The organism is Propionispora vibrioides, assembly GCF_900110485.1.
Classification (GTDB): Bacteria; Bacillota; Negativicutes; order Propionisporales; family Propionisporaceae; genus Propionispora; species Propionispora vibrioides.
This window is the reverse complement of record NZ_FODY01000002.1, coordinates 192,111-211,983: the sequence shown is the minus strand read 5'-3', so window position 1 is coordinate 211,983 and position 19,873 is coordinate 192,111. Positions and strand designations below refer to the sequence as shown.

Here is a 19,873-nt window from a genome sequence, read left to right as displayed (position 1 = left end):
TGGCGAGACAAATTTTGTCAGCCAAGACGGAGGAGAAGGCATACCGCCGGTAGATTAACCGACGACAACACGGCTAACGAAATTTTGACTGTCAGCAATTTTGGACGGAGCACTAAACTGAGCCGGAGCTTTTGGTCGGGAGCGGTGTTGGGCTGATATATAGTTTTCCCTTAGAATCAATTGCTGCATAGCTGATCTTGTCGGGGCCGGTAATTCCTTTGCTGGCAAGCTGCCCGTTCAGCCAATCGAGAGAATAATTTCCCTGCAGGTTTTTGAAGATTACTTCGCCGTCCATGATCAGTTCGAGCGGAAATGTCGGGTCCGGCGAGGCCAGCTTAATATCGCTTCTGGTTACCGTCTGGTAATCGGATTTTTTTATGACGCTTAGATTGCCGGAGGTTTCCACTACGGCATACTGCACTTCGGCTGGATCCAGGATGCCTTGTTGGCGTAGCTGCCCGTTCAGTTCATCCAGGTCGTAGCGAAGTTTTCCCATGTTGGCAGTCATAATGCGGCCATTCTCAATAACCACGGTGGGAGAACCGTCAATGAGTTTGCGTAGCCGGCGGCTCCGGATGGTCAGATGGGAAATAAGATAGGTAAGCAGAACAAACAGGACTAGATCGTAATAATGACTCACTGTTTTATCCGGGTCGGCTGCGGCCACATTGGCGGCGATGGAACCGATGGTAATGCCGCTGATATATTCATATAGGGTCAACTGGCCAATTTGTGTATTACCTAAAATACGGGTAAAAACGAGCAGGCTTAAAAACACCAGCGAGGTTTGCCAGGTGTCACGGAGAAATTCTGATCCGGCCATTGTTTCACTCCTTACAGTCATCAGTCATTTGGCTGATCGTCCTTATTTTTTTGTTTAGGCAGCGGCTTCATCGCCGGAACGATCCGGTATTCCGGCTGTTTGCCGGCAGAGAGAAGGTTGCGCAGCACAAGGGCTTGTACGACACCTAAAATGGTCGCGCTGATGATATTGGACAATACCGTGTAGACCGGCAGGGGTGTGGTGCCTTCTGTTTTGAATAAAGTAGTTATGGTGTAAATAATAAACCAAACAGCCATGAAATAAAGCCAACTTTTGAATACCAGATTCCGGCTGGAAATTTGTGGTGTAAGCTGGGCGAAGGCCGTACCCAGCATGCCGCAGAAGACAATATGCCCCAGCAGGGCAAGAAAAATTTCGCCAAAGGTGAAAGGAGGTACATGCCCGTAGAGGATGATAGCCATCCAGTCGACGAAGCGCAGCGTTGTTAAATGAAACATGCCGGCGGTAAAGCCCCAGACATTGGCGGTTATACCACCGATGGTGCCGGCGAGAAAACCGTTTGTAATCCGATCTTCCATAATAAGTACCTCCTTGTTATACTGTTATAGATAGGATGGGAGTTTATTTAAAATATATTCAATGGTCCGTTTATTTTGAAGGTGTAATGCAAGCTGAATTAGCGGGGATTTTTGCACGGCGAGGCGAAGGAACGAGCATCGCGGACATATGTAAGACGATGACAACGACGAAAAGGATTTGTAAGGTAACCAAGCTGGTAAAGGTACTAGTTATGAGAGATTAGCAGTAAAGGGTGGATGGTGGATGGAGAATAAGGCGGCCTTGTGTCATAGCTGCCGGTATTTTTATGTTACTTGGGACAGGAATTTTCCTTATGGCTGCAGGGCTATGAATTTTAAGAGCCGGATACTACCCTGCAGAGAAGTGCGTCAGGCAGCAGGGGTGGATTGCTTGGATTATGTCGAAAAGGATAAGCCCTCATGATGGTGAAATAAGGATTTTACTTGGTAATTAATGTAAAAATATATAAATAATGTAATAAAAGAAGGGCTTACGCCGAAAAATGATGGATTAAATTTAGTTTTATGTAAAAATATGGATAATTTCTCTGCTTTTTAATAAGAAAAGGCCATTTTGAGGCTACCTGTTTTCGACAGAGAGGAGTTTTTTTCGCCGGATCATGTCGGTTTTTTACGAAAAGTAAATGGACTAATTTAGAAGGAGATACATTATTTTACAAGAATGTTATAAGCATTTCAATTAATTCGAATTGAGGTGCGAATCATGTATTCAGCGGAAGCGGCAGCCAGTAAGTTGGTACATTACTCTCGTGAAGATGAATATAAAGATTATTTTGAAACAACGACGACCGGAATTCTCTATCTCGACAGTAACGGGAGAATTAAAAATTTAAATAGAGAAGCAGAACGGATTTGTGGCGTTGACCGGAAGCGGGCGCTGGGAAAACAGGCTGAACAGGTGTTTCAGGATTTCGGCTACAAATTTCTGAAAGTATTTTCGCCTGCCGATTGTGACAATCTGTATACTACCAGTGTAAGAATCAATGTAAACGAGCAGGCTCTTTACCTGCATATTAATGCGTTGAAGTTAACCGGGTCAAATGGGGAAATGACAGGCATGATCGTTATTTTGCAGGATGTTTCGGCGGTTCGGGCGGCGATCAAGCAAATACAGACAACGCAGATGCTGGTTTCACTGGGAGAACTGGCTGCCGGCGTGGCTCATCATGTCAGGACGCCGCTTACCACGCTGAGCGGTTATTTACAGGTTATGCTGGGGCGTCTGGAAAACGATCAGTATACCGTGAAGCGCGATACACTGGAAGTATTGCTGGATGAAGTGTCCTATATCAATGATGTGGTGAAAGAACTGGTGCTGTTTGCCAAACCGCCGGTGAACAAAGAGCCGCAGGTAGATATTAACCGGATTTTGCACGAGGCGCTGCTGCTAACCTTTAAAGATCTGGGCGGTGAAAAGATCAATATTCATAAACAGTTGGCGACCAATCTTCCCTTAGTCGCCCTGGATGTCAATCTGGTTAAGCAGGCCGTCGTCAATATCATGCAAAACTCCCTGGAGGCCATGGCGGAGGAAGGGACGTTAACCGTGAAGTCCTGGTTGAATTCCGAATTGAACATGTTGGTCATTGGGATATATGATACGGGTAACGGAATTCCGACGGAGATCCTGTCGCGGATTTTTGAACCTTTTTACACGACCAAGCTTGACCGGATGGGGCTTGGGCTACCGATTGCCCACCGTATTATCAGTGAACATGGCGGGTTTATCCATGTCAATGCCGATGAACAGGGCGGCACGAAAGTAAAGATATATCTGCCCATTGTCGATGACAGGCTCCGCCGGTTGACGGTGGTGCACCAGCAACTGTTAAACCTGCAATAAACAGATAAACCAAGAGGTCGCCTGACGTAGCGTCGGACGACCTCTTGGTTATTCATTATATGAAACATTCTTCGATTTCCAGTGCCAGGCCAAGGTCCTTTTTGATCCACTTGTCACATTTTTGTAATGCCTGGCGTTCGATCGGAGCCGGTTCGCTTAAGTACAGCTTGAGAACGGCGGCCTTCGCTTTTATCAAAGCCTGTACCGTTTTGACCAGACCCATCTGGGTGACGTCCAAGCATTCGGCGATGGCCAGCAGCATGGCTAGCTTCCGGGCAATATGCCAGTCTCCTTCATCTAAAAATTCACTATAGATTCTATTGCGGTAGTATTTGGCGGAGGTGCCGTTGTGCCAGCCGGCAATGACGGCAGCCAGTATTTGCTCCCGGTGTGTCAAACCGAATAGACGGGCATTTTCAATTAGGTATGAACTATGGCGGGGATGATCATAGTAATTGATAGTGATGCCGATGTCATGCAACAGGGCTGCCACCTTCAGCAGTTTCTTGTCACCGGAACGGAGTGCCAGATGATCCTGCCAGCCGTCAAACAGGGTTTCGGCCAGGGATGCTATATGATAGGCGTGGTTTGGGTCGCCTTCGTGAGCCAGAAGGACGTTATGGGTACTATGCTCCAGAATATTCTTCATGATCGGAGGCTGCTGATATTTGGCTTGATAGTATTGCAAAAACAGCCCTTCCCGGACACCGCAGCCGCTGATGACCAACTGGGGGGCCTGGGTTATGTCGAGCAACCCTTTGACGATGTTAACACCGGCGATAATGATGTCGGCCCGCTCACTGCTAAGTCCGGGCAGTTTGCGGCGCTGCGCCAGGCTGGTCTTGTCAATCAGTTCCAGGATTTGATCAAAGGATAGAGGGCCCAGGCGGTAATTATGTACTTTGGCGAAGGGATAGTTTTTAAGTCTTTGGTCTATTTTAGCAATATTGCGGGCAGTGCCGCCAATGCCGACCAAGGGAGCGAAGGTTTTCTTCAGCCAGGGCAGGCTGGCGAGCTGAGCCTGGATGAAGGCCTGTAATTCAGCAATTTTGGCATCATTGACTTTGTCCTGCAGACCGAAGCGTTCGGTTAGTGTAACGGCACCAAAGGGCAGGCTGATGCTTTGCTTGATTTGCCGGTTTTTCACCAGAGTCAGTTCTGTACTGCCGCCGCCCAAATCAAACAGCAGGCCGTCCGTAAGATCGATGGTGTTCATTGCGCCGATAAAGCCCAGTTCTGCTTCCAGTTCACCGCTGATTACATCCAGCAGGATACCGGTTTCCTTTTCCGCCAGGGCGATAAACTGATCGCCGTTTTTGGCATTACGGACAGCGGCGGTGGCGACGCCGATGATCTTGTCCACCTGAAATAACTGACACATGTGAGCAAAAATTTTTAGGGTGCTTAAAGCCCGGCCAATGGCTTCGGGCTGTAAATGCAAAGTGGCATTCATGCCTTCGCTTAACCGTACCGACTCTTTTTGATTGTAGACCAGATTATAGGCACCTTTTTCATAAATATGCATGACAATAAGGCGGGCGGAGTTGGAGCCTAAATCAATGATTGCAATCCGTTCTGTCACAAAGATCACTCCTATTGCAAAATGTATTGTATTTCCGGTTTATAATAATTTTACTAAATTTACAAAAGTATAACATAAAATTGTATAAGGCAGAGAGGGGTTTCGACACCGGTATGTCGAAATTACATTTATTATGGAGGTGAGTCCATGTCAGGAAAGGCTCCTGATCTGTTTGCCGCCGTGCATATCGGATCGGAACAAATTAGTTTGCAAATTGTGGAATATAAAAGCCTACAGGATATTAAAGTGATTGAGAGGGCCAATTATCAAATGGTCCTGGGGGAGGAGACCTTTAAGACCGGACAGATCAGTTTCAGCGCGGTCAGTGAACTGTGCGAACTGCTTAAGGGCTACCGGCGTTTGCTGGCGGAATACGGTGTTACAGAATACCGGCTGGTGGCTACGACAGCCATCCGGGAAGCCGATAACCAACAATATATTATTGATCAGATCCGGGTGAAAACAGGCTTTCGCGTAGAAGTGGCCGGGATGACCCAGGAAATTTTCTATAAATATGTGGCGCTCTATCGCCGGATGCAGGAGGCTCAATTAGCCAACCGGACAGATGCGGTGCTGTTTGTAGATATTTCGTCAGGCGGTTTAGGCATTACCTTATATAAACAGGGCGCTTTAATTTACCAGCAGAATCTCCATATCGGCATTTTGCGTATTAAGGAAAGCTTTGAAAAGCATCAGCGGGAATCGCTGCATTTTCATAAAGCCCTGGAAGAATTTATCTATAGCGTCATTGCGCCGGTTCAGGAAGAGCTGGGCAGGCATCAAATTAAGTATTTGGTGCTGTCCGGTCTGGAAACCAATCTATTGCTGAGCATCTTGGGGCGGGAACCGCAGGAAGCGGTATCTTATATCAGTTTACATGATTTTTACCAATTATATAAGCAGGTTGTTAACTTAAATTTATTGCAAATCATTGATATCTTCAATCTGGCTGAAAATAAGGCCGATATGGTGCTACCTACTATTATACTATACCGGCAGATTATGGCGCTGACCGATGTGGAACAAATTGTTATCGCCAACGACCAGTTTATTGATGGAATTACCACTTTGTATATTGCAGAAAATACAAAAGACGTCTGGTTACATGATATTGAGGCGCAACTGGTCAGCTTGGCACGGAGTTTTGCCCGCCGGTATCGCTACAACGAAGCGCATGCGGAAAAGGTGGAAGAAATCGCGCTGATTATTTATGACCGGATTGTAAAGCTGCATGGCATGGGGAAACGGGAACGGCTGCTGCTAAAAGTGGCGGCTATTTTGCACGACATCGGTAAATTTATCAATTTGCGCCGTCATTATCTTTATTCCTACCGGTTGATTCTGTCTTCGGATATATTGGGCTTTAGCGAGGAAGAAAAGATTATTATGGCCAGTGTGGCCTACTATCACTCCAAGGGAACGCCGTCGGATTTTGAAAGCGGCTTTAACAGCCTGACCAAAGAGCAGAAGGTGACGGTGGCTAAGCTGGCGGCTATTTTGCGGCTGGCTAACTCGCTGGATTGTACACACCGGCAAAAAATAGTGAAAAGTACGGCTTCCTTTAACGAGGAGATGTTGATTGTCGCTGTAGAGGCAAGAGAGGATATTTCGCTGGAAGAGTGGACTTTTGAAGAGAAAGCGAGATTTTTTGAAAATGTCTTTGGCATCCGGGCAATTTTAAAGAGACAGGCAGGTTGATAACGGTGCTTACTAAACATGAAAACTTTATTAACCGGGAATTAAGCTGGTTGAAGTTTAACTCCCGCGTATTGGGCGAAGCTAATGATAAACAAAAGCCACTATTGGAGCGGTTGCGCTTTTTAGCCATTACCAGTTCCAATCTGGATGAATTTTTTATGATCCGACTGGCGGGGCTCAAACACCAGTTGGAAAGCGGAATCAATAAGATGGATGCCGCCGGCCTTACTGTCAGGGAACAGATTGACTTAATCAGCGAGTCGGCTCATGACATGGTGCGGGTTCAATACCGGTTTTTGAAAGGTACGTTAAAGGATATCGAAGAGCATCATATATATTTCCGTGATATTGATGATTTTAACGGCAGGCAGAAAGAATGGCTCGATGATTATTTTCACAACACGGTCTATCCGGTTATTACTCCCATGGCGGTTGATGCCAGCCATCCGTTCCCGTTTTTGGCGAACCGGACGTTAAATCTGGCGGTTACCCTGGTAAGGGATGACGAGACCAGCATGGCAGTTATCCCCGTGCCAAGGGGGCTGCCGCGCATTGTGGCAGTGCCGGGGACTGACGGTAAACAGGAATTTGTTTTCCTTGAGCAGATTATGATGAATTATGCCCAGAATTTATTCTACGGTTATAAAATAAAAGACATTGCGGTGTTTAGAATTACGCGCAATGCCGATTTGTCCATTGATGAAGACGACGTAAAGGATTTATTGATCGAGGTGGAAAAGTCCCTGCGTCAGCGTAAGCGGGGACAGGCGGTGCGCTTGGAGATCGCCAAACGGGCTAATCCGGCCCTGCGCAGCTTCCTGATCAACGCGCTGAAAATTTCGGAGCCCGATGTGTATGAAATAAACGGACCGATTGATTTGACCTGCATGATGAAGTTTGTCGATCTGCCCGGCTGTGACACACTGCGTTATACGCCGCTGGTGCCGCAGATTCCCGCCGATCTGATTGATCAGCCGGATTTATTTGCCGCCATCCGTAAAAAGGATATTTTGCTGCACCATCCGTATGAAACCTTCCGGCCGGTTGTTGAGTTTGTCCGACAAGCGGCAGCGGACCCCAAAGTACTGGCTATCAAGCAGACCCTGTACCGGGTCAGCGGCAACTCGCCGATTGTATTGGCACTGGCCCAGGCGGCGGAAAATGGCAAGCAGGTGACCGTGCTGGTGGAACTTAAAGCCCGCTTTGACGAGGAAAACAATATATTGTGGGCCAAACGCCTGGAAGAAGCCGGCTGTCATGTTATTTATGGCCTGGTTGGTCTGAAAACACACGCAAAAATGATTTTGGTTGTTCGCCAGGAGGACAGCGGTATTAAACGGTACGTTCACATGGGAACAGGCAATTATAACGATACCACGGCGAAAGTATACACCGATATGGGGCTGTTCACCGCCAACGATCAGTTTGGTGCCGACGCCTCCGGTTTTTTTAATGTGCTGTCCGGTTATTCCGATCCACCGGTATGGAATAAAATCGTCGTGGCGCCGCTGGGGTTAAGGGATAAGATTGAAGCGCTGGTTGATCGTGAAATTGAGTTCGCCAAGCAGGGGAGTCCGGCGCGAATCATCGTCAAGATGAATGCCTTGCTGGACAAGGAAATTATTATAAAATTATACGAGGCTTCCCTCCATGGGGTGAAAATCGACCTGATTATCCGCGGCATCTGTGCGCTCAGGCCGGGGATGGAAAAGGTAAGTGAAAACATCACCGTACGCAGCATTGTCGGAAGGTTTTTAGAGCACAGCCGTATTTTTTATTTCTATAATGACGGATTGGAACGGGTTTATCTGTCCAGTGCCGATTGGATGCCCCGCAACCTCAATGACCGGGTGGAATTGTTCTTCCCGGTTGACGATGAGGCCCATGTGGAACGGATCAAAGAGATGTTGGACCTGATGCTTAAGGATAACCGGAAAGCTTATGTCATGAAAACAGACGGAACCTATCGTAAGGTGGATAAGCGGGGGAGAGAGATTAATTGTCATGAAGTGTTGATGGAAGCGGCCCGCAAAGCCGCCAAAGTGCCGGAAATACCGTTGGAGCAACGGTTAAAACCGATGTACCGGAAGGATTTGTAGTTTCATCCTTGCAGTATTTTGAGCAGACTCATCAGCAGGGAAAGCAGCCCGGCAGCAATCAGCGGACCAACGGCGATGCCCTGGAAGAAAGCAACGCCGATTACTGTGCCTAATACGAGGGATGTCACCGTTTCCGGCGAGGCTTTGACCAGTGTGATACCTTGGCCGGCAGCCCAGGCCACAAATATGCCGATAGCAATAGCAGACAGTCCTTGGAAATTGCCGAAGGAGGCGTACATGTCGCGCAAACTTATTTTTCCCGAGGCCAGCGGCGCGAGAATGGCAATGGTTAACAGGGTGATTCCCCAGTTCAGACCTTTACTTTCCAGCAAAGGGAACCAGGCGGTCAGTCCCAGCAGTTTCAGGATAAGCAGGACGGCGGCAGCAAGGGCGACCGATTGATTCTGGCCGATTACGGACAAGGCCAGGATGAGAAGTAGGGGAATATTGTCCCAGGACATATGGATCACTTCCTTTGTGTATCGTGAAATCAGTAGTTCCCTAGTGGTTCGCCAACTTTGAAAGTGCAAATTAATTTGCGGGAATTTTTTCGTAAGGCAAGGCGGAGGAGACGCACCTATCGAACATAGGTAAGTCGACGACAACGATGCCTTGCGGAAAAAGGACCGTAAAGGAATTGTATTTTCAGAGTTGGTGGACCACTAGTATCATATTACAAGGCGGCCTTATCTGCAACGGGAAGCACCTGTTTGCCGGCAGCATTGTCCGCAATCGGTGCTTTACAAAAGCGGGAAAGTTTGTTATACTGTAAGTAATTCAATAGAAGCGAACCTTAGGGGAGTAGCTTGTAAGAACAGCATCAACAACCGATGACCATCATCTGGTGTTGTTCGTTGGATAATACCCAATAAAGCAAGACCTTTGGTATGATCATCGTCATACCAAAGGTCTATTTTTATAGTAAAATAGAAAATGGAGGAAAATGATATGAACTCACTGAAAACGACAATTTTACTGGCGGCGCTAACCGGTCTACTACTCGCCATCGGCAATATGTTTGGCGGTACGCACGGCATGCTTCTTATGTTCATTTTTTCAATCCTCATGAATTTTGGCAGCTATTGGTTCAGTGACAAGATTGTTCTCAAAATGTACAATGCCCGTGAGGTGGACGCACAGAACGCCCCTGATTTAATTCGTTTGGTGGCCAATCTGGCCAAAAAAGCGGCGCTGCCGATGCCGAAGGTGTACATTATTGATACCAATACACCCAATGCCTTTGCAACAGGCCGCAATCCGGAGCATGGTGCCGTAGCGGTGACCACAGGCATTATGCAGGCCCTTAACCGGGAGGAACTGGAAGGCGTGGTAGCCCATGAACTGTCCCACATTAAAAACCGTGATACTCTGATCAGCACTGTTGTTGCCACAATTGCCGGGGTCATTTCGATGATCGCCAATATGGCGCAATGGGCGGCAATCTTTGGTACCGGCCGCAGTGATGATGACGATAACGGGATTGGCGGCATTGTAGGGCTTGTTTTCTTGGTGGTATTGGCTCCTCTGGCAGCGACCCTGATCCAACTGGGCGTATCCCGCACCCGGGAATATCAGGCTGATAAAACCGGTGGACTCATGTCCGGCAACCCGTTGGCTTTAGCCAGCGCCCTGCAGAAAATCGAATACTATGCCAAGAATGCGGCGATGCCCGCGGCGACGCCGTCTACTTCGCATCTTTTTATTATCAACCCGCTCAGTGGCGCAGGTTCCTGGATGACCAGCCTGTTTAGCACTCACCCGTCTACGGCGGAACGGGTTGCCAAGTTGCAGCAATTGGCCAGCCAGATGCGCTAACATAGTGATTCCCTAATCTCTCTGGAGATATTTCATTTTTAAAATGAAATATCTCTTTTTTCTGGGCTGTTGCCGGAAAAACTAGGGAAGCGCTGATTTTATGAGCCTGTCGGCCTGGCGAGAGATTTTTTCGTCTGGCAAGAAAGTAAGACCGCAGGAATAGCGGTCCCTATTTCAAGGTTTTGCTGACGCAGCCAGACGGAAAAAGATCCGTCAGGACGCGCAGTGCGAATAAATCAGTGGTTCTCGAAGGAACAGGACATATTATATGGATATAAGGACGTCTTTGATAGGAAAAGCGCCCGGCGGCGAGAAATAATGATAAGAAGCTGTAATAAAGCGAGGGTGTTGGATGAAATCCATGAAGCATAAAGCTAACCTGTTATTGGGAATTACTTTGTTAATTTGCCTGGCAAGTTATCCGTACCGGCATACTCTGGGCGGCGGTTTGCTGTGTGCCGTAGCCAGTGCTGCGTTGGCCGGCGGGCTGGCCGACTGGTTTGCCGTAACAGCGTTGTTTAGAAAGCCGCTGGGCTTTCCCTGGCATACGGCGATGATCCCTCGTAAGCGGGAGCAAATGTTTCACGCCTTTTCCGTTATGGTGCAGGATGACCTGATGACAGGCAGCAATATGGCCAGAACACTGCGTGATTATGACACTACGGCGGTTATTCTGGAATACTTATACAGGCAGGATGGCAAGCGGCAGGTAGAAAAGCTGCTTCGTCTGGCACTCTTGACCTTGGCTCAGCAGGGGAAAGCCCGCCAGACCGCGCATTTGTTGAATCAGTTGGTGCAAAAGAATCTGTCAACCCTTTCCCTGGCGGAACCGCTTTTGATGGGAGTTGCCTGGCTGCTGCGCCGTAAATATGATGCTGCCATAGTTGTTTTTGTCCTGGAGGAAGTTAGCCGCCTCATCCGGCAACCGCAGTTTTTGTCGATGCTGGCTCCCCTGTTGGCCCAGGTTCAACAAAGCTATGAAAAGGAAAAAGTCCGGCGGAAGGTATTCGATCAGTTGTTCCAGCTATCGGCGGAGCAGGCTGGCCGAGCCATCCAACGCGCTTTGACCGCCCTGCTGGAGGCCATGAAGCAACCGGAGCACCCGGCGCGACGACTGCTGCATAACTGGCTGCGTCAAAAGATGCGGCAAGTCCAAAGAGACCGGACTTTGCGTCATCAATTGGATAACTGGCTTAAACAACGACTGGTTGAGAGCCGGCTGGGCGAGCAGCTATTTCCGGCGCTACAGCGCCTCTTGCAGGCTGATGCGGTAGACAGGCAGCGCCTGCTATGGGAACTGGGGCGGTTGTCACGGTACCTGGAACAAATACTGGAGGAGTTCGCCGGCAATGAGGCGGCCAGAGCGGTGGCCGATCAGATGATAAAACAAAGGCTATGCTGTTTTGTGGAACGGCACGGAGCGGACATCGGCCGCTTGATAAAAAGCAGTCTGGAGCAATTCAGCAATGATTGGCTAATTCGCTTCATTGAGGATAAAGTCGGCCATGATCTTCAGATGATCCGGATTAATGGTTCCCTGGTGGGCGGGCTGGCCGGCGGTCTGATTTTTCTGATTGACCGGGCGGTGGATTTTTTTTGATAGGGTGAGAATATTGGCTATGCCGTATAAGGATAGGGCTAACTGGATATTGGGATTGCTATTTGTTTTATTTTTGCTGATTCGTGTCGTTAAACAGTCTATGCCGGGCGTTTTTTGGCTGGAGCTATGTTATGCCGGTCTGGAGGCTGCTTTAGCCGGTGGCATTGCCGATTGGTTTGCCGTGACGGCTTTGTTCAGAAAGCCGCTGGGCTTTCCCTGGCATACGGCCATTTTATTGCGCAACCGCCAGCGAATGATTGACGCCATCGCCGATTTTATCGAACGCGACTTGCTCAGCGTTGCCGCTCTTAAGCAGCGGCTGGCTCAAACATCGGTTACGACGGTGTTGATCGCTTGGGTGGAACGGGAGGAACGGGAGCAGCCCATCCTGACCGATTGGCTGCTCCGGCATCGCCGGCAGCTCGTTGTCTGGCTGCATTCTTCCTTTATAACCCAACTTCTGGAAAACATGATTAAACAGGCGGCAACCGATAGCCTGCAACTGGCGCCAACTGCCAAACAGGCAGCAGGTTGGATGGTTGAACAGGGCTATTATCGCCATTTCTTCGATTGGGTAGCTGCCGAATTATTGAGTTTGGTCCGTTCCGATAAAAGTAAGGACGCCATCTACCAATATTTACAGGAGTTCAAGGCAAGCAAGGAGCGGTCGCTATTTGGCAAGACCGTCATTTGGCTGGGAGAGCAAACCGACAGTATTAATCTGGAGGAGGCTGCCACTGCGGTGCATGCCGAGCTGGTGCTGGCCGTCGAGGAATTTGCCGGCGGCGAAACACCGCTGCGAACTTGGCTGGAAGAACAGGTGATCGACTTGGCGGAAGCGTTTCAGCATACAGCAGAGTGGGATGAGGCGGTAGAGCATTGGAAAGTAGCCGTGCTGACCCAGCCTGACGTTTACCAAACCGCCGTTAAACTGATCCAGGCCCTGGTAGCCGACTCACTTACGCCGCGATCGCCTGTGCATAGATGGCTGCTTTGGCAAAGCGGCCGTTTGTGGCGCCAGTTTAAGCAGGATGTCCCCTTAAGGAAAAGGCTGGACCGGGAAGCCCGTCGATTGTTAAACCGTATGCTGGAAAGCCGGCATGAGCTGATTGGTTTGGTAATCAGGCAAGCGCTGGCTTCCTTTAGTGACGAACGATTGAGCCGGTTTGTGGAAAGCAGGGTAGGCAATGATCTGCAGTGGATAAGGATTAACGGTTCAGTGGTTGGCGGTTTGGTTGGCATCGTACTTTTTTTATTTCTGCATTTTCTTTATGAGCCGTTGCTGGCGGTGTTTCATTAAAGCTTCCATAATATATTTATTTGACAATTTTACTGCCTGTTACTATAGTAGTAGTAGCAATTGAAATGGGAGGATTCTAGCTGGATAATGAATGAATTAATCGAAGAGACAAGAAAGCGGCGCACCTACGCCATTATATCTCATCCTGACGCCGGTAAAACAACCCTTACGGAAAAATTACTGCTGTACGGAGGTGCCATTCGTCTAGCCGGATCGGTAAAGGCCCGTAAAGCGCAGAAACACGCCGTTTCCGACTGGATGGAAATTGAAAAGCAAAGAGGAATTTCAGTTACCTCCAGTGTGCTGCAATTTGATTATAACGGATACCGGATTAATATTCTGGATACTCCCGGGCATCAGGATTTTAGTGAGGATACTTACCGCACCTTGATGGCCGCTGATAGTGCCGTCATGTTGATTGACGTGGCCAAAGGCGTTGAAGAACAGACGAAAAAACTGTTCTATGTCTGCAAACAACGGGGCATCCCGGTATTTACCTTTGTCAACAAGCTTGACCGGTATGGGAAAAATCCTTTTGAGTTGATGGAAGAAATTGAGAATGTGCTGGGTATACGGGCTTATCCGATGAACTGGCCGGTTGGCGTGGACGGCGACTATCAGGGTGTGTATAATCGTAAGCTGGCCCGGATCGAGCTGTTTGAGGGTAAGGGCAACCATGGCAGCACGGCCATGGCGTCCAAAGCCGGAGATGTTCATGATCCGGAATTTAAAGCACTCTTGGGGGAAAGCATACATAACGCTCTTTGTGAGGATATTGAACTGCTGGATATGGCGGGCGATCAGTTTGATTTTGCCAAGGTTAAGTCGGGTGAGCTGACCCCCATGTTCTTTGGCAGTGCCATGACGAATTTTGGGGTTCAGAGCTTCCTGGAAGAGTTTCTGCAGTTAGCGCCGGAACCGGCGCCGCGCTTGTCTTCCCAGGGCGAGATCAAGCCTGATGGGGAAGAATTTTCTGCCTTTGTTTTTAAAATCCAGGCCAATATGAATCCGGCCCACCGTGATCGCCTGGCCTTTATCCGGATTTGCTCCGGCAAGTTTACCCGCGGCATGGAAGTGCTGCATGTGCAGTCCGGCAAACCGATCAAGCTGGCTCAACCGCAACAGTTTTTGGCGCAGGAACGGGCTATTATTGAGGAAGCCTATCCCGGTGACATCATCGGCTTGTTTGATCCGGGCGTTTTCGGTATCGGCGATACTTTATGCCCGCTTGGCCGCGACTTTACCTTTCAGGATTTTCCGGTGTTTCCGCCGGAGCAGTTTGCCCGGGTGCAGGCGAAGGATACGATGAAGCGCAAGCAGTTTGTCAAGGGAATGACTCAGCTTACCCAGGAAGGCGCCGTGCAGGTTTTCCGGCAGCCCGACAGTGCGGTGGAGTCCTTTGTCATTGGCACGGTAGGCAGCCTGCAGTTTGAAGTACTGGAATACCGGTTGAAAAACGAGTACGGCGTTACCATCATCATGGACCGGCTTCCCTTTGGCGTGGCCCGCTGGCTGGCCGGCAGTGAAGCGGATATCAAGGCTATTAAGAGCATGGACAGCGGTTTGCTGGTCCAGGATATTAAAGACCGCCCAGTGGCTTTAATTAACAATGAGTGGTCGCTGAACTGGATTGTGGAACGCAATCCGAATATACGGTTTTTGACGGTACCGGAGGATTCACGCAGCATTGAAGAGGGAAATTAAAACACGTCCTAGAGAAAAGGTATGCACAGGCGGTTTTGTCTGGTGTACGGTAAGACAGTATGAAGGGAATGAGAGGAGGCTGGTTTCATGTTGAAGGATTTATGGGCTGTCCGGGAGGCGGTAAGAGAAAAAAATCCACTGGTTTATAACATTACCAACACAGTGGTGACTAATTTTACGGCAAATGTCCTTTTGGCGGCAGGCGCTTCACCTATTATGTCGGAGGGGGCTGCGGAAGCAGAGGACCTGGCGAGAATTTGCAGCGTGCTGGTATTGAATATCGGGACATTGCATACCCGGCAGGTGGGGTATTGTCTAAAGGCCGGTGAATATGCCAATAAGTTTCAAAAGCCAGTTATCCTCGATCCGGTGGGAGTAGGAGCCACCGCCTATCGCAATATCACTGCCGGGCAAATTTTGCAGGATGTCCGTCTTGCTTTGATTCGCGGCAATTACGGTGAAATCGGCTTTATTGCCGGGACGGCCGGGCAAGTCAAGGGGGTTGACAGTGCAGATTCCGGTCTTGACTTGACGGCGGTGAAAAAAATGGCTCTGGAGTACTCGACACTGGTGGTTGCCACCGGTGCCACCGATTATCTGACTGATGGACAGGCGGTGATGACCAATGCTACGGGACATGAACTGCTGCAACTGGTAACTGGTACCGGCTGCGCCTTAACATCGCTTACCGGTGCTTTTCTGGCTGTGGCGGATGAACCGCAGCTAGGTGTATTAGCCGCTTTGGCCTTTTATGGCGCTGCCGCCCAAAAAGCCGCAGAAAATAGCAAGGGGCCGGGCAGTTTTATGCCGAAGTTTTTGGATGCATTGTATAATTTAAGCTATAAAGAATTTAAGAAAGCGGCCGAAGACAGAGTGGCTCTGCTGACGGAGGCTGCCACAGCCCCGGCGCCGCTGGAACCGTTAACTGTGGAAGGCGAGTTGTGAACGAAAGGCTGGCAGAAGGAATCATGACAAGCGACACGGAATTGGAATTAAAGCTGCGGTTTAGCGAAGCAGCCGGCTGGGAGACATTGCTGAAGGATGATTTCTTACGGCAGATGGCTGTTGAGCCGGAGTGGCGGCGGGATATGCTGCAGGCCGTTTATTATGATACCGCAAGTGGTGAACTGCGTAAAAAGCGGTTGACCTACCGTATCCGGCAGGAGTCGGGACAATGGATGGCTACGGTCAAGGGAGGCGGTACAGCGACGGGTGGATTGCACCGGCGGCAGGAGTGGAATGTTCCGGTTGACGGTCCGGCGGTAGATCTTACGGTTTTTAAGCACAGTCCGGCCGGAGCTTTGCTGGCGGAAGCCATTGGGGCTGCGCAGCTAGTCCCGTTATGCAGCACTGTGTTTGAACGGCACACACTATATATCGAGCGGGCCGGACATACCGGGATCGAAGTGGCGGCCGACCGGGGCGAGATTGTTGCCGGCGGCAAACGGGCTCCTATTCTGGAACTGGAGCTGGAGCTGAAAAGCGGGCAGCCGGCCGAAGTGCTTCGGCTGGGGGCTGCTTTAGTCCGTCGCTACCCACTGGTGCTGGAATCGAGCAGCAAATACCACCGGGCTCTGGTTCTGGCCGGCCTGGCGGAAACACCGGAGTTGCCGTCGCCGGAGCAACGGACAGCGGCCATGCTTATACATTTGCAGGCCTTACTGGATGACTGCGCCGGACATCCACTGACGACGCGTGGCGTCCTGCAGGCGGAAATAGCCTCACTTTTGGATTTATGGGCTAAATTGCTGTAAACTGGAAGACCTGCACGGTTATCTAAACCGGCAGGTCTTTGGCTTAACGATAAAGCGGGAGTTTCCCGGAGCAAAGGAGGACTTGTGGTGCGAATTTTATACTATGACTGTTTTTGCGGAATTAGCGGCGATATGAATCTGGCGGCTTTGCTGGACCTGGGTGTGGATGAGGGGTATTTGCGCCAGGAACTGGCCAAGCTGGAGCTTGGCGGCGAATATGTTATTACTGTAGAACAGGCGATGAAACAGGGTATAACCGGTACGCAGGTGAAGGTTCATTTGACGGCGGAACCTGAACCGGCCCAGGCGGATGAAACAGGAGATCGGCATAGCCATAATCAGGGACATGGCGATCATCACCACCACCACGATGATGATGATCATCATCACCATGGACATGAGCATCACCATCATGAACAGGAAGAGCATGCCCATCATCATCATAGCTCGTCAACGGCTGCCGGGGAAGGGGACAAGCCCCACGTACACCGGAATCTGTATGATATTGAGCAGATCATCAATAACAGTCGCTTAAGTGAGCGGGTCAAAGCACTAAGTTGCCGGATGTTCCGGAAGATTGCGGCGGCGGAAGCCAAAGTTCATGGCAAGACGGTGGAAGAGGTTCATTTTCATGAGGTAGGGGCGACCGACTCGATTGTCGATATGGTTGGCGCCGCCATTGCGCTGGATTATTTACAGGTGGACAAGATTCTGGCATCGACGGTGCAGGTAGGCGGCGGTTTTGTGAAATGTGCCCATGGGGTTATGCCGGTGCCGGCGCCGGCGACAGCGGAGCTTTTGCAGGGAATTCCGGTCAAGTCCGGTCTTGTTCCTTTTGAGACGACTACGCCGACGGGGGCGGCCGTTTTAGCGGCTAATGTGGACCAATTTACCGATGAAATCGATTTTATCATTGAGAAAACAGGCTATGGCATTGGTCACCGGGATATGGATATCCCCAATGTTCTCCGGGTGTATCTGGGCCGCGACGATAGCCGAAGTGCGGCTAAAACCGGGCAGTGGATATGGGAGACCAATTTGGACGACATGAGTCCCGAACAATACGGTTACGTAGAGGAACGGCTGTTTGCCGCCGGTGCACTTGATGTATGGAAAAGTCCGATTGTCATGAAAAAGGGACGACTGGCCACGACGCTCAGCGTACTGGCCGAGGCTGCCAACGAACAGGCGGTGCTGGACCTGCTGTTGCAGGAAACGACGGCCCTAGGCGTGCGCAAATACCCGGTGGAAAAAATTATGCTGGACCGTGAATTCGAGACATTGGATACCTGCTACGGCCAGATCAGTGTGAAGAAGGCCTATTATGGTGGAAAATTGGTTAAATATAAGCCGGAATATGAGGACTGCCGGCGCTCTGCCGCCGCGCACGCTGTGCCGCTGACGTTCATCTACCGGGAAGTAGCAAAGCTAATGGAGGAAAAGGGCTATGCCAGCAAGTGAAAAATATAAAGAGCTTGTAGCTCTGTTGCAGCAACTGGGCAAGGTGGTGGTGGCCTTTTCCGGCGGAGTGGACAGCACCTTTTTGCTAAAGGCGGCTTATGAAACGCTGGGAAATAACATGAAGGGCCTAACCATCCTTTCGCCGTATATTCCGCGGTGGGAAATAAAAGAGGCTAAAGAATTGGTCGGTAAAATCGGTGCTGCCCATGAAATACTGGAAGTACCGCTATTAGATACAATCCGGTTTAATCCGGAAAATCGCTGCTACCTGTGTAAAAAGGCTGTGTTCAGTCTGATCCAGGCCAAAGCCAGGGAAGAAGGCTTTACCTATGTGGTTGACGGGACAAATTTTGACGATACCGGTGATTACCGTCCTGGATTGCAGGCGTTAAAAGAATTAGGCATCCGCAGTCCGTTGCTCGAAACCAGGCTTACCAAGGCGGAGATCCGGCAGTTATCCCGGGATATGGGCTTACCCACCTGGGATAAACCGCCCTATGCCTGCCTGCTAACCAGAATACCTTATGGGAATGAATTGAAGACTGACGATTTTGCCAAAATCGAAAAGGCGGAAACTTATCTCATGAGCATAGGGTTTCGGGCGGTACGAGTCCGCTGTCATGGTGAAATCGCCCGGATTGAGGTGCCCCGCGGCGACCGCGGCAAGCTGTTTGATGTGCCGCTGCTGGACCGGATTGCCGGACAGTTGAAGGAGTACGGGTTCCGGTACGTTTCGTTGGATTTGGAAGGATACCGCATGGGCAGCCTGAATGAACAACTGGGTTCGGCAGTTCTGCCAGGGAGCAGTAACGGTAAGGAGGCGGCAGGATGAACAAAGAGGAGCTAAAGCACTTGCTGCAATTGGTCCACGACCAGCAGGTAAGTGTGGAAAAGGCTCAGCAGGCGTTGGAGGACTTGCCCTTTACCGAGCTTGGTTTTGCCACGATTGACAATCACCGCGAGCTTAGAGTGGGGTATCCGGAGGTTATCTATTGCGAAGGTAAGACGGTGGAGCAGGTACGGGAAATTGTAGCCTTTATGCTAGACCGGGATGTTACCATCCTGGCTACCCGGGCTAATGAAGCGATGTACCGGGCGGTAGCGGAACTGACGGAAGAAGCGGCTTATAATCCGCTGGGACGGACGATTACCGTCCGGCGTAAGGCTGCAGAGCAGACGGACAGCTATATTGCCATTGTGGCTGCCGGTACGTCCGATCTGCCGGTGGTGGAAGAGGCGGCGGAAACGGCTTTAGCCTTGGGCAATCGGGTGGAGAAGATCACTGATGTCGGTGTGGCCGGCATTCACCGGCTGTTTGCCAAAATGGAAATCATCCGCGGCGCTAAAGTTATTATTGTGGTGGCCGGTATGGAAGGCGCGCTGGCCAGCGTGATCGGCGGCATGGTGGATAAACCGGTTATTGCCGTGCCGACCAGTGTGGGCTATGGTGCGAACTTTGGCGGGTTGGCGCCGTTGCTTACTATGCTGAATAGCTGCGCCAGCGGAGTGACGGTTGTCAATATTGACAACGGCTTTGGCGCCGCTTACAGCGCCAGCATCATCAATAAACTGTAAAAGAACAACCCCCTTTTGTCCCGTAAGCGTCCGGGGACAGAAAGGGGGTTGTTCTTTTT

The 19,873-nt window shown here is 50.1% G+C and carries 16 protein-coding genes; 12 read left to right on the top strand and 4 right to left on the bottom strand.

Translation table 11 applies throughout. The annotated features are described in order from the left end of the window. Positions 1-112 precede the first annotated feature (112 nt). The gene (locus BMW43_RS02875) at positions 113-823 is read right to left on the bottom strand and encodes a DUF421 domain-containing protein (protein WP_091743894.1); all 711 of its coding nucleotides are present in this window, start codon (positions 821-823) and stop codon (positions 113-115) included. A 20-nt stretch (positions 824-843) separates the two neighbouring features. Further along, on the bottom strand, positions 844-1,362 hold the full coding sequence (locus BMW43_RS02870) for a hypothetical protein (RefSeq protein WP_091743893.1): 519 nt from the start codon (positions 1,360-1,362) through the stop codon (positions 844-846). Between the two features lie 724 nt (positions 1,363-2,086). Here BMW43_RS02870 and BMW43_RS02860 point away from each other — a divergent pair. Further along, positions 2,087-3,226 carry a two-component system sensor histidine kinase NtrB gene (locus BMW43_RS02860; protein WP_091743891.1) on the top strand — a complete coding sequence of 380 codons (1,140 nt, stop codon included), beginning with the start codon at positions 2,087-2,089 and terminating at the stop codon, positions 3,224-3,226. A 55-nt stretch (positions 3,227-3,281) separates the two neighbouring features. Here the strand turns inward: BMW43_RS02860 and ppx are convergent, their stop codons facing one another. Further along, on the bottom strand, positions 3,282-4,808 hold the full coding sequence (ppx, locus tag BMW43_RS02855; protein WP_091743890.1) for an exopolyphosphatase: 1,527 nt from the start codon (positions 4,806-4,808) through the stop codon (positions 3,282-3,284). A 147-nt stretch (positions 4,809-4,955) separates the two neighbouring features. Between ppx and BMW43_RS02850 the strand changes: the two genes are divergently transcribed. Continuing rightward, on the top strand, positions 4,956-6,506 hold the full coding sequence (locus tag BMW43_RS02850; RefSeq protein ID WP_091743889.1) for a Ppx/GppA phosphatase family protein: 1,551 nt from the start codon (positions 4,956-4,958) through the stop codon (positions 6,504-6,506). Between the two features lie 5 nt (positions 6,507-6,511). Continuing rightward, on the top strand, positions 6,512-8,605 hold the full coding sequence (locus tag BMW43_RS02845) for an RNA degradosome polyphosphate kinase (protein WP_091743981.1): 2,094 nt from the start codon (positions 6,512-6,514) through the stop codon (positions 8,603-8,605). 2 nt (positions 8,606-8,607) lie between these two features. On the opposite strand, the gene BMW43_RS02840 is transcribed toward BMW43_RS02845, so the two are convergent. Next, entirely contained in the window at positions 8,608-9,066 is a 459-nt protein-coding gene (locus BMW43_RS02840; protein ID WP_091743888.1) for a DUF441 domain-containing protein, read from the bottom strand. A gap of 487 nt (positions 9,067-9,553) precedes the next feature. On the opposite strand from BMW43_RS02840, the gene htpX reads away from it, so the two are divergent. The 9 genes from htpX (at position 9,554) to larB (ending at position 19,814) form a co-directional block, all read left to right on the top strand. Further along, positions 9,554-10,420 carry a zinc metalloprotease HtpX gene (htpX, locus tag BMW43_RS02835; RefSeq protein ID WP_091743887.1) on the top strand — a complete coding sequence of 289 codons (867 nt, stop codon included), beginning with the start codon at positions 9,554-9,556 and terminating at the stop codon, positions 10,418-10,420. Positions 10,421-10,772: 352 nt separating this feature from the next. After that, on the top strand, positions 10,773-12,020 hold the full coding sequence (locus BMW43_RS02830) for a DUF445 domain-containing protein (protein ID WP_091743886.1): 1,248 nt from the start codon (positions 10,773-10,775) through the stop codon (positions 12,018-12,020). 19 nt (positions 12,021-12,039) lie between these two features. Continuing rightward, complete coding sequence (locus tag BMW43_RS02825; RefSeq protein ID WP_091743885.1) at positions 12,040-13,320, top strand: DUF445 domain-containing protein; 1,281 nt, start codon at positions 12,040-12,042, stop codon at positions 13,318-13,320. Between the two features lie 87 nt (positions 13,321-13,407). Further along, complete coding sequence (locus BMW43_RS02820) at positions 13,408-15,024, top strand: peptide chain release factor 3 (RefSeq protein WP_091743884.1); 1,617 nt, start codon at positions 13,408-13,410, stop codon at positions 15,022-15,024. Positions 15,025-15,111: 87 nt separating this feature from the next. Next, the gene (gene thiM / locus BMW43_RS02815) at positions 15,112-15,969 is read left to right on the top strand and encodes a hydroxyethylthiazole kinase (RefSeq protein ID WP_091743883.1); all 858 of its coding nucleotides are present in this window, start codon (positions 15,112-15,114) and stop codon (positions 15,967-15,969) included. Next, complete coding sequence (locus BMW43_RS02810; RefSeq protein ID WP_091743882.1) at positions 15,966-16,778, top strand: CYTH domain-containing protein; 813 nt, start codon at positions 15,966-15,968, stop codon at positions 16,776-16,778. Before thiM ends, BMW43_RS02810 begins: the two co-directional genes overlap by 4 nt. An 87-nt stretch (positions 16,779-16,865) precedes the next feature. After that, a complete protein-coding gene (larC, locus tag BMW43_RS02805; protein WP_091743881.1) occupies positions 16,866-18,239 on the top strand; it encodes a nickel pincer cofactor biosynthesis protein LarC in 1,374 nt (457 codons plus the stop codon). Beyond that, positions 18,226-19,071, top strand: coding sequence for an ATP-dependent sacrificial sulfur transferase LarE (gene larE / locus BMW43_RS02800; protein ID WP_091743880.1), 846 nt, complete (start codon positions 18,226-18,228; stop codon positions 19,069-19,071). Before larC ends, larE begins: the two co-directional genes overlap by 14 nt. Further along, positions 19,068-19,814 carry a nickel pincer cofactor biosynthesis protein LarB gene (larB, locus tag BMW43_RS02795; protein ID WP_091743879.1) on the top strand — a complete coding sequence of 249 codons (747 nt, stop codon included), beginning with the start codon at positions 19,068-19,070 and terminating at the stop codon, positions 19,812-19,814. Before larE ends, larB begins: the two co-directional genes overlap by 4 nt. Positions 19,815-19,873: the final 59 nt, after the last annotated feature.

Bases quoted from the DNA above. Each gene is read 5' to 3' on its own strand.
- htpX (WP_091743887.1), top strand. From the start codon at position 9,554: ATGAACTCACTGAAAACGACAATTTTACTGGCGGCGCTAACCGGTCTA.
- larB (WP_091743879.1), top strand. From the start codon at position 19,068: ATGAACAAAGAGGAGCTAAAGCACTTGCTGCAATTGGTCCACGACCAG.
- BMW43_RS02860 (WP_091743891.1), top strand. From the start codon at position 2,087: ATGTATTCAGCGGAAGCGGCAGCCAGTAAGTTGGTACATTACTCTCGT.
- BMW43_RS02820 (WP_091743884.1), top strand. From the start codon at position 13,408: ATGAATGAATTAATCGAAGAGACAAGAAAGCGGCGCACCTACGCCATT.
- BMW43_RS02840 (WP_091743888.1), bottom strand. From the start codon at position 9,066: ATGTCCTGGGACAATATTCCCCTACTTCTCATCCTGGCCTTGTCCGTA.
- BMW43_RS02850 (WP_091743889.1), top strand. From the start codon at position 4,956: ATGTCAGGAAAGGCTCCTGATCTGTTTGCCGCCGTGCATATCGGATCG.
- BMW43_RS02875 (WP_091743894.1), bottom strand. From the start codon at position 823: ATGGCCGGATCAGAATTTCTCCGTGACACCTGGCAAACCTCGCTGGTG.
- BMW43_RS02870 (WP_091743893.1), bottom strand. From the start codon at position 1,362: ATGGAAGATCGGATTACAAACGGTTTTCTCGCCGGCACCATCGGTGGT.
- BMW43_RS02825 (WP_091743885.1), top strand. From the start codon at position 12,040: ATGCCGTATAAGGATAGGGCTAACTGGATATTGGGATTGCTATTTGTT.
- thiM (WP_091743883.1), top strand. From the start codon at position 15,112: ATGTTGAAGGATTTATGGGCTGTCCGGGAGGCGGTAAGAGAAAAAAAT.
- larE (WP_091743880.1), top strand. From the start codon at position 18,226: ATGCCAGCAAGTGAAAAATATAAAGAGCTTGTAGCTCTGTTGCAGCAA.
- BMW43_RS02830 (WP_091743886.1), top strand. From the start codon at position 10,773: ATGAAATCCATGAAGCATAAAGCTAACCTGTTATTGGGAATTACTTTG.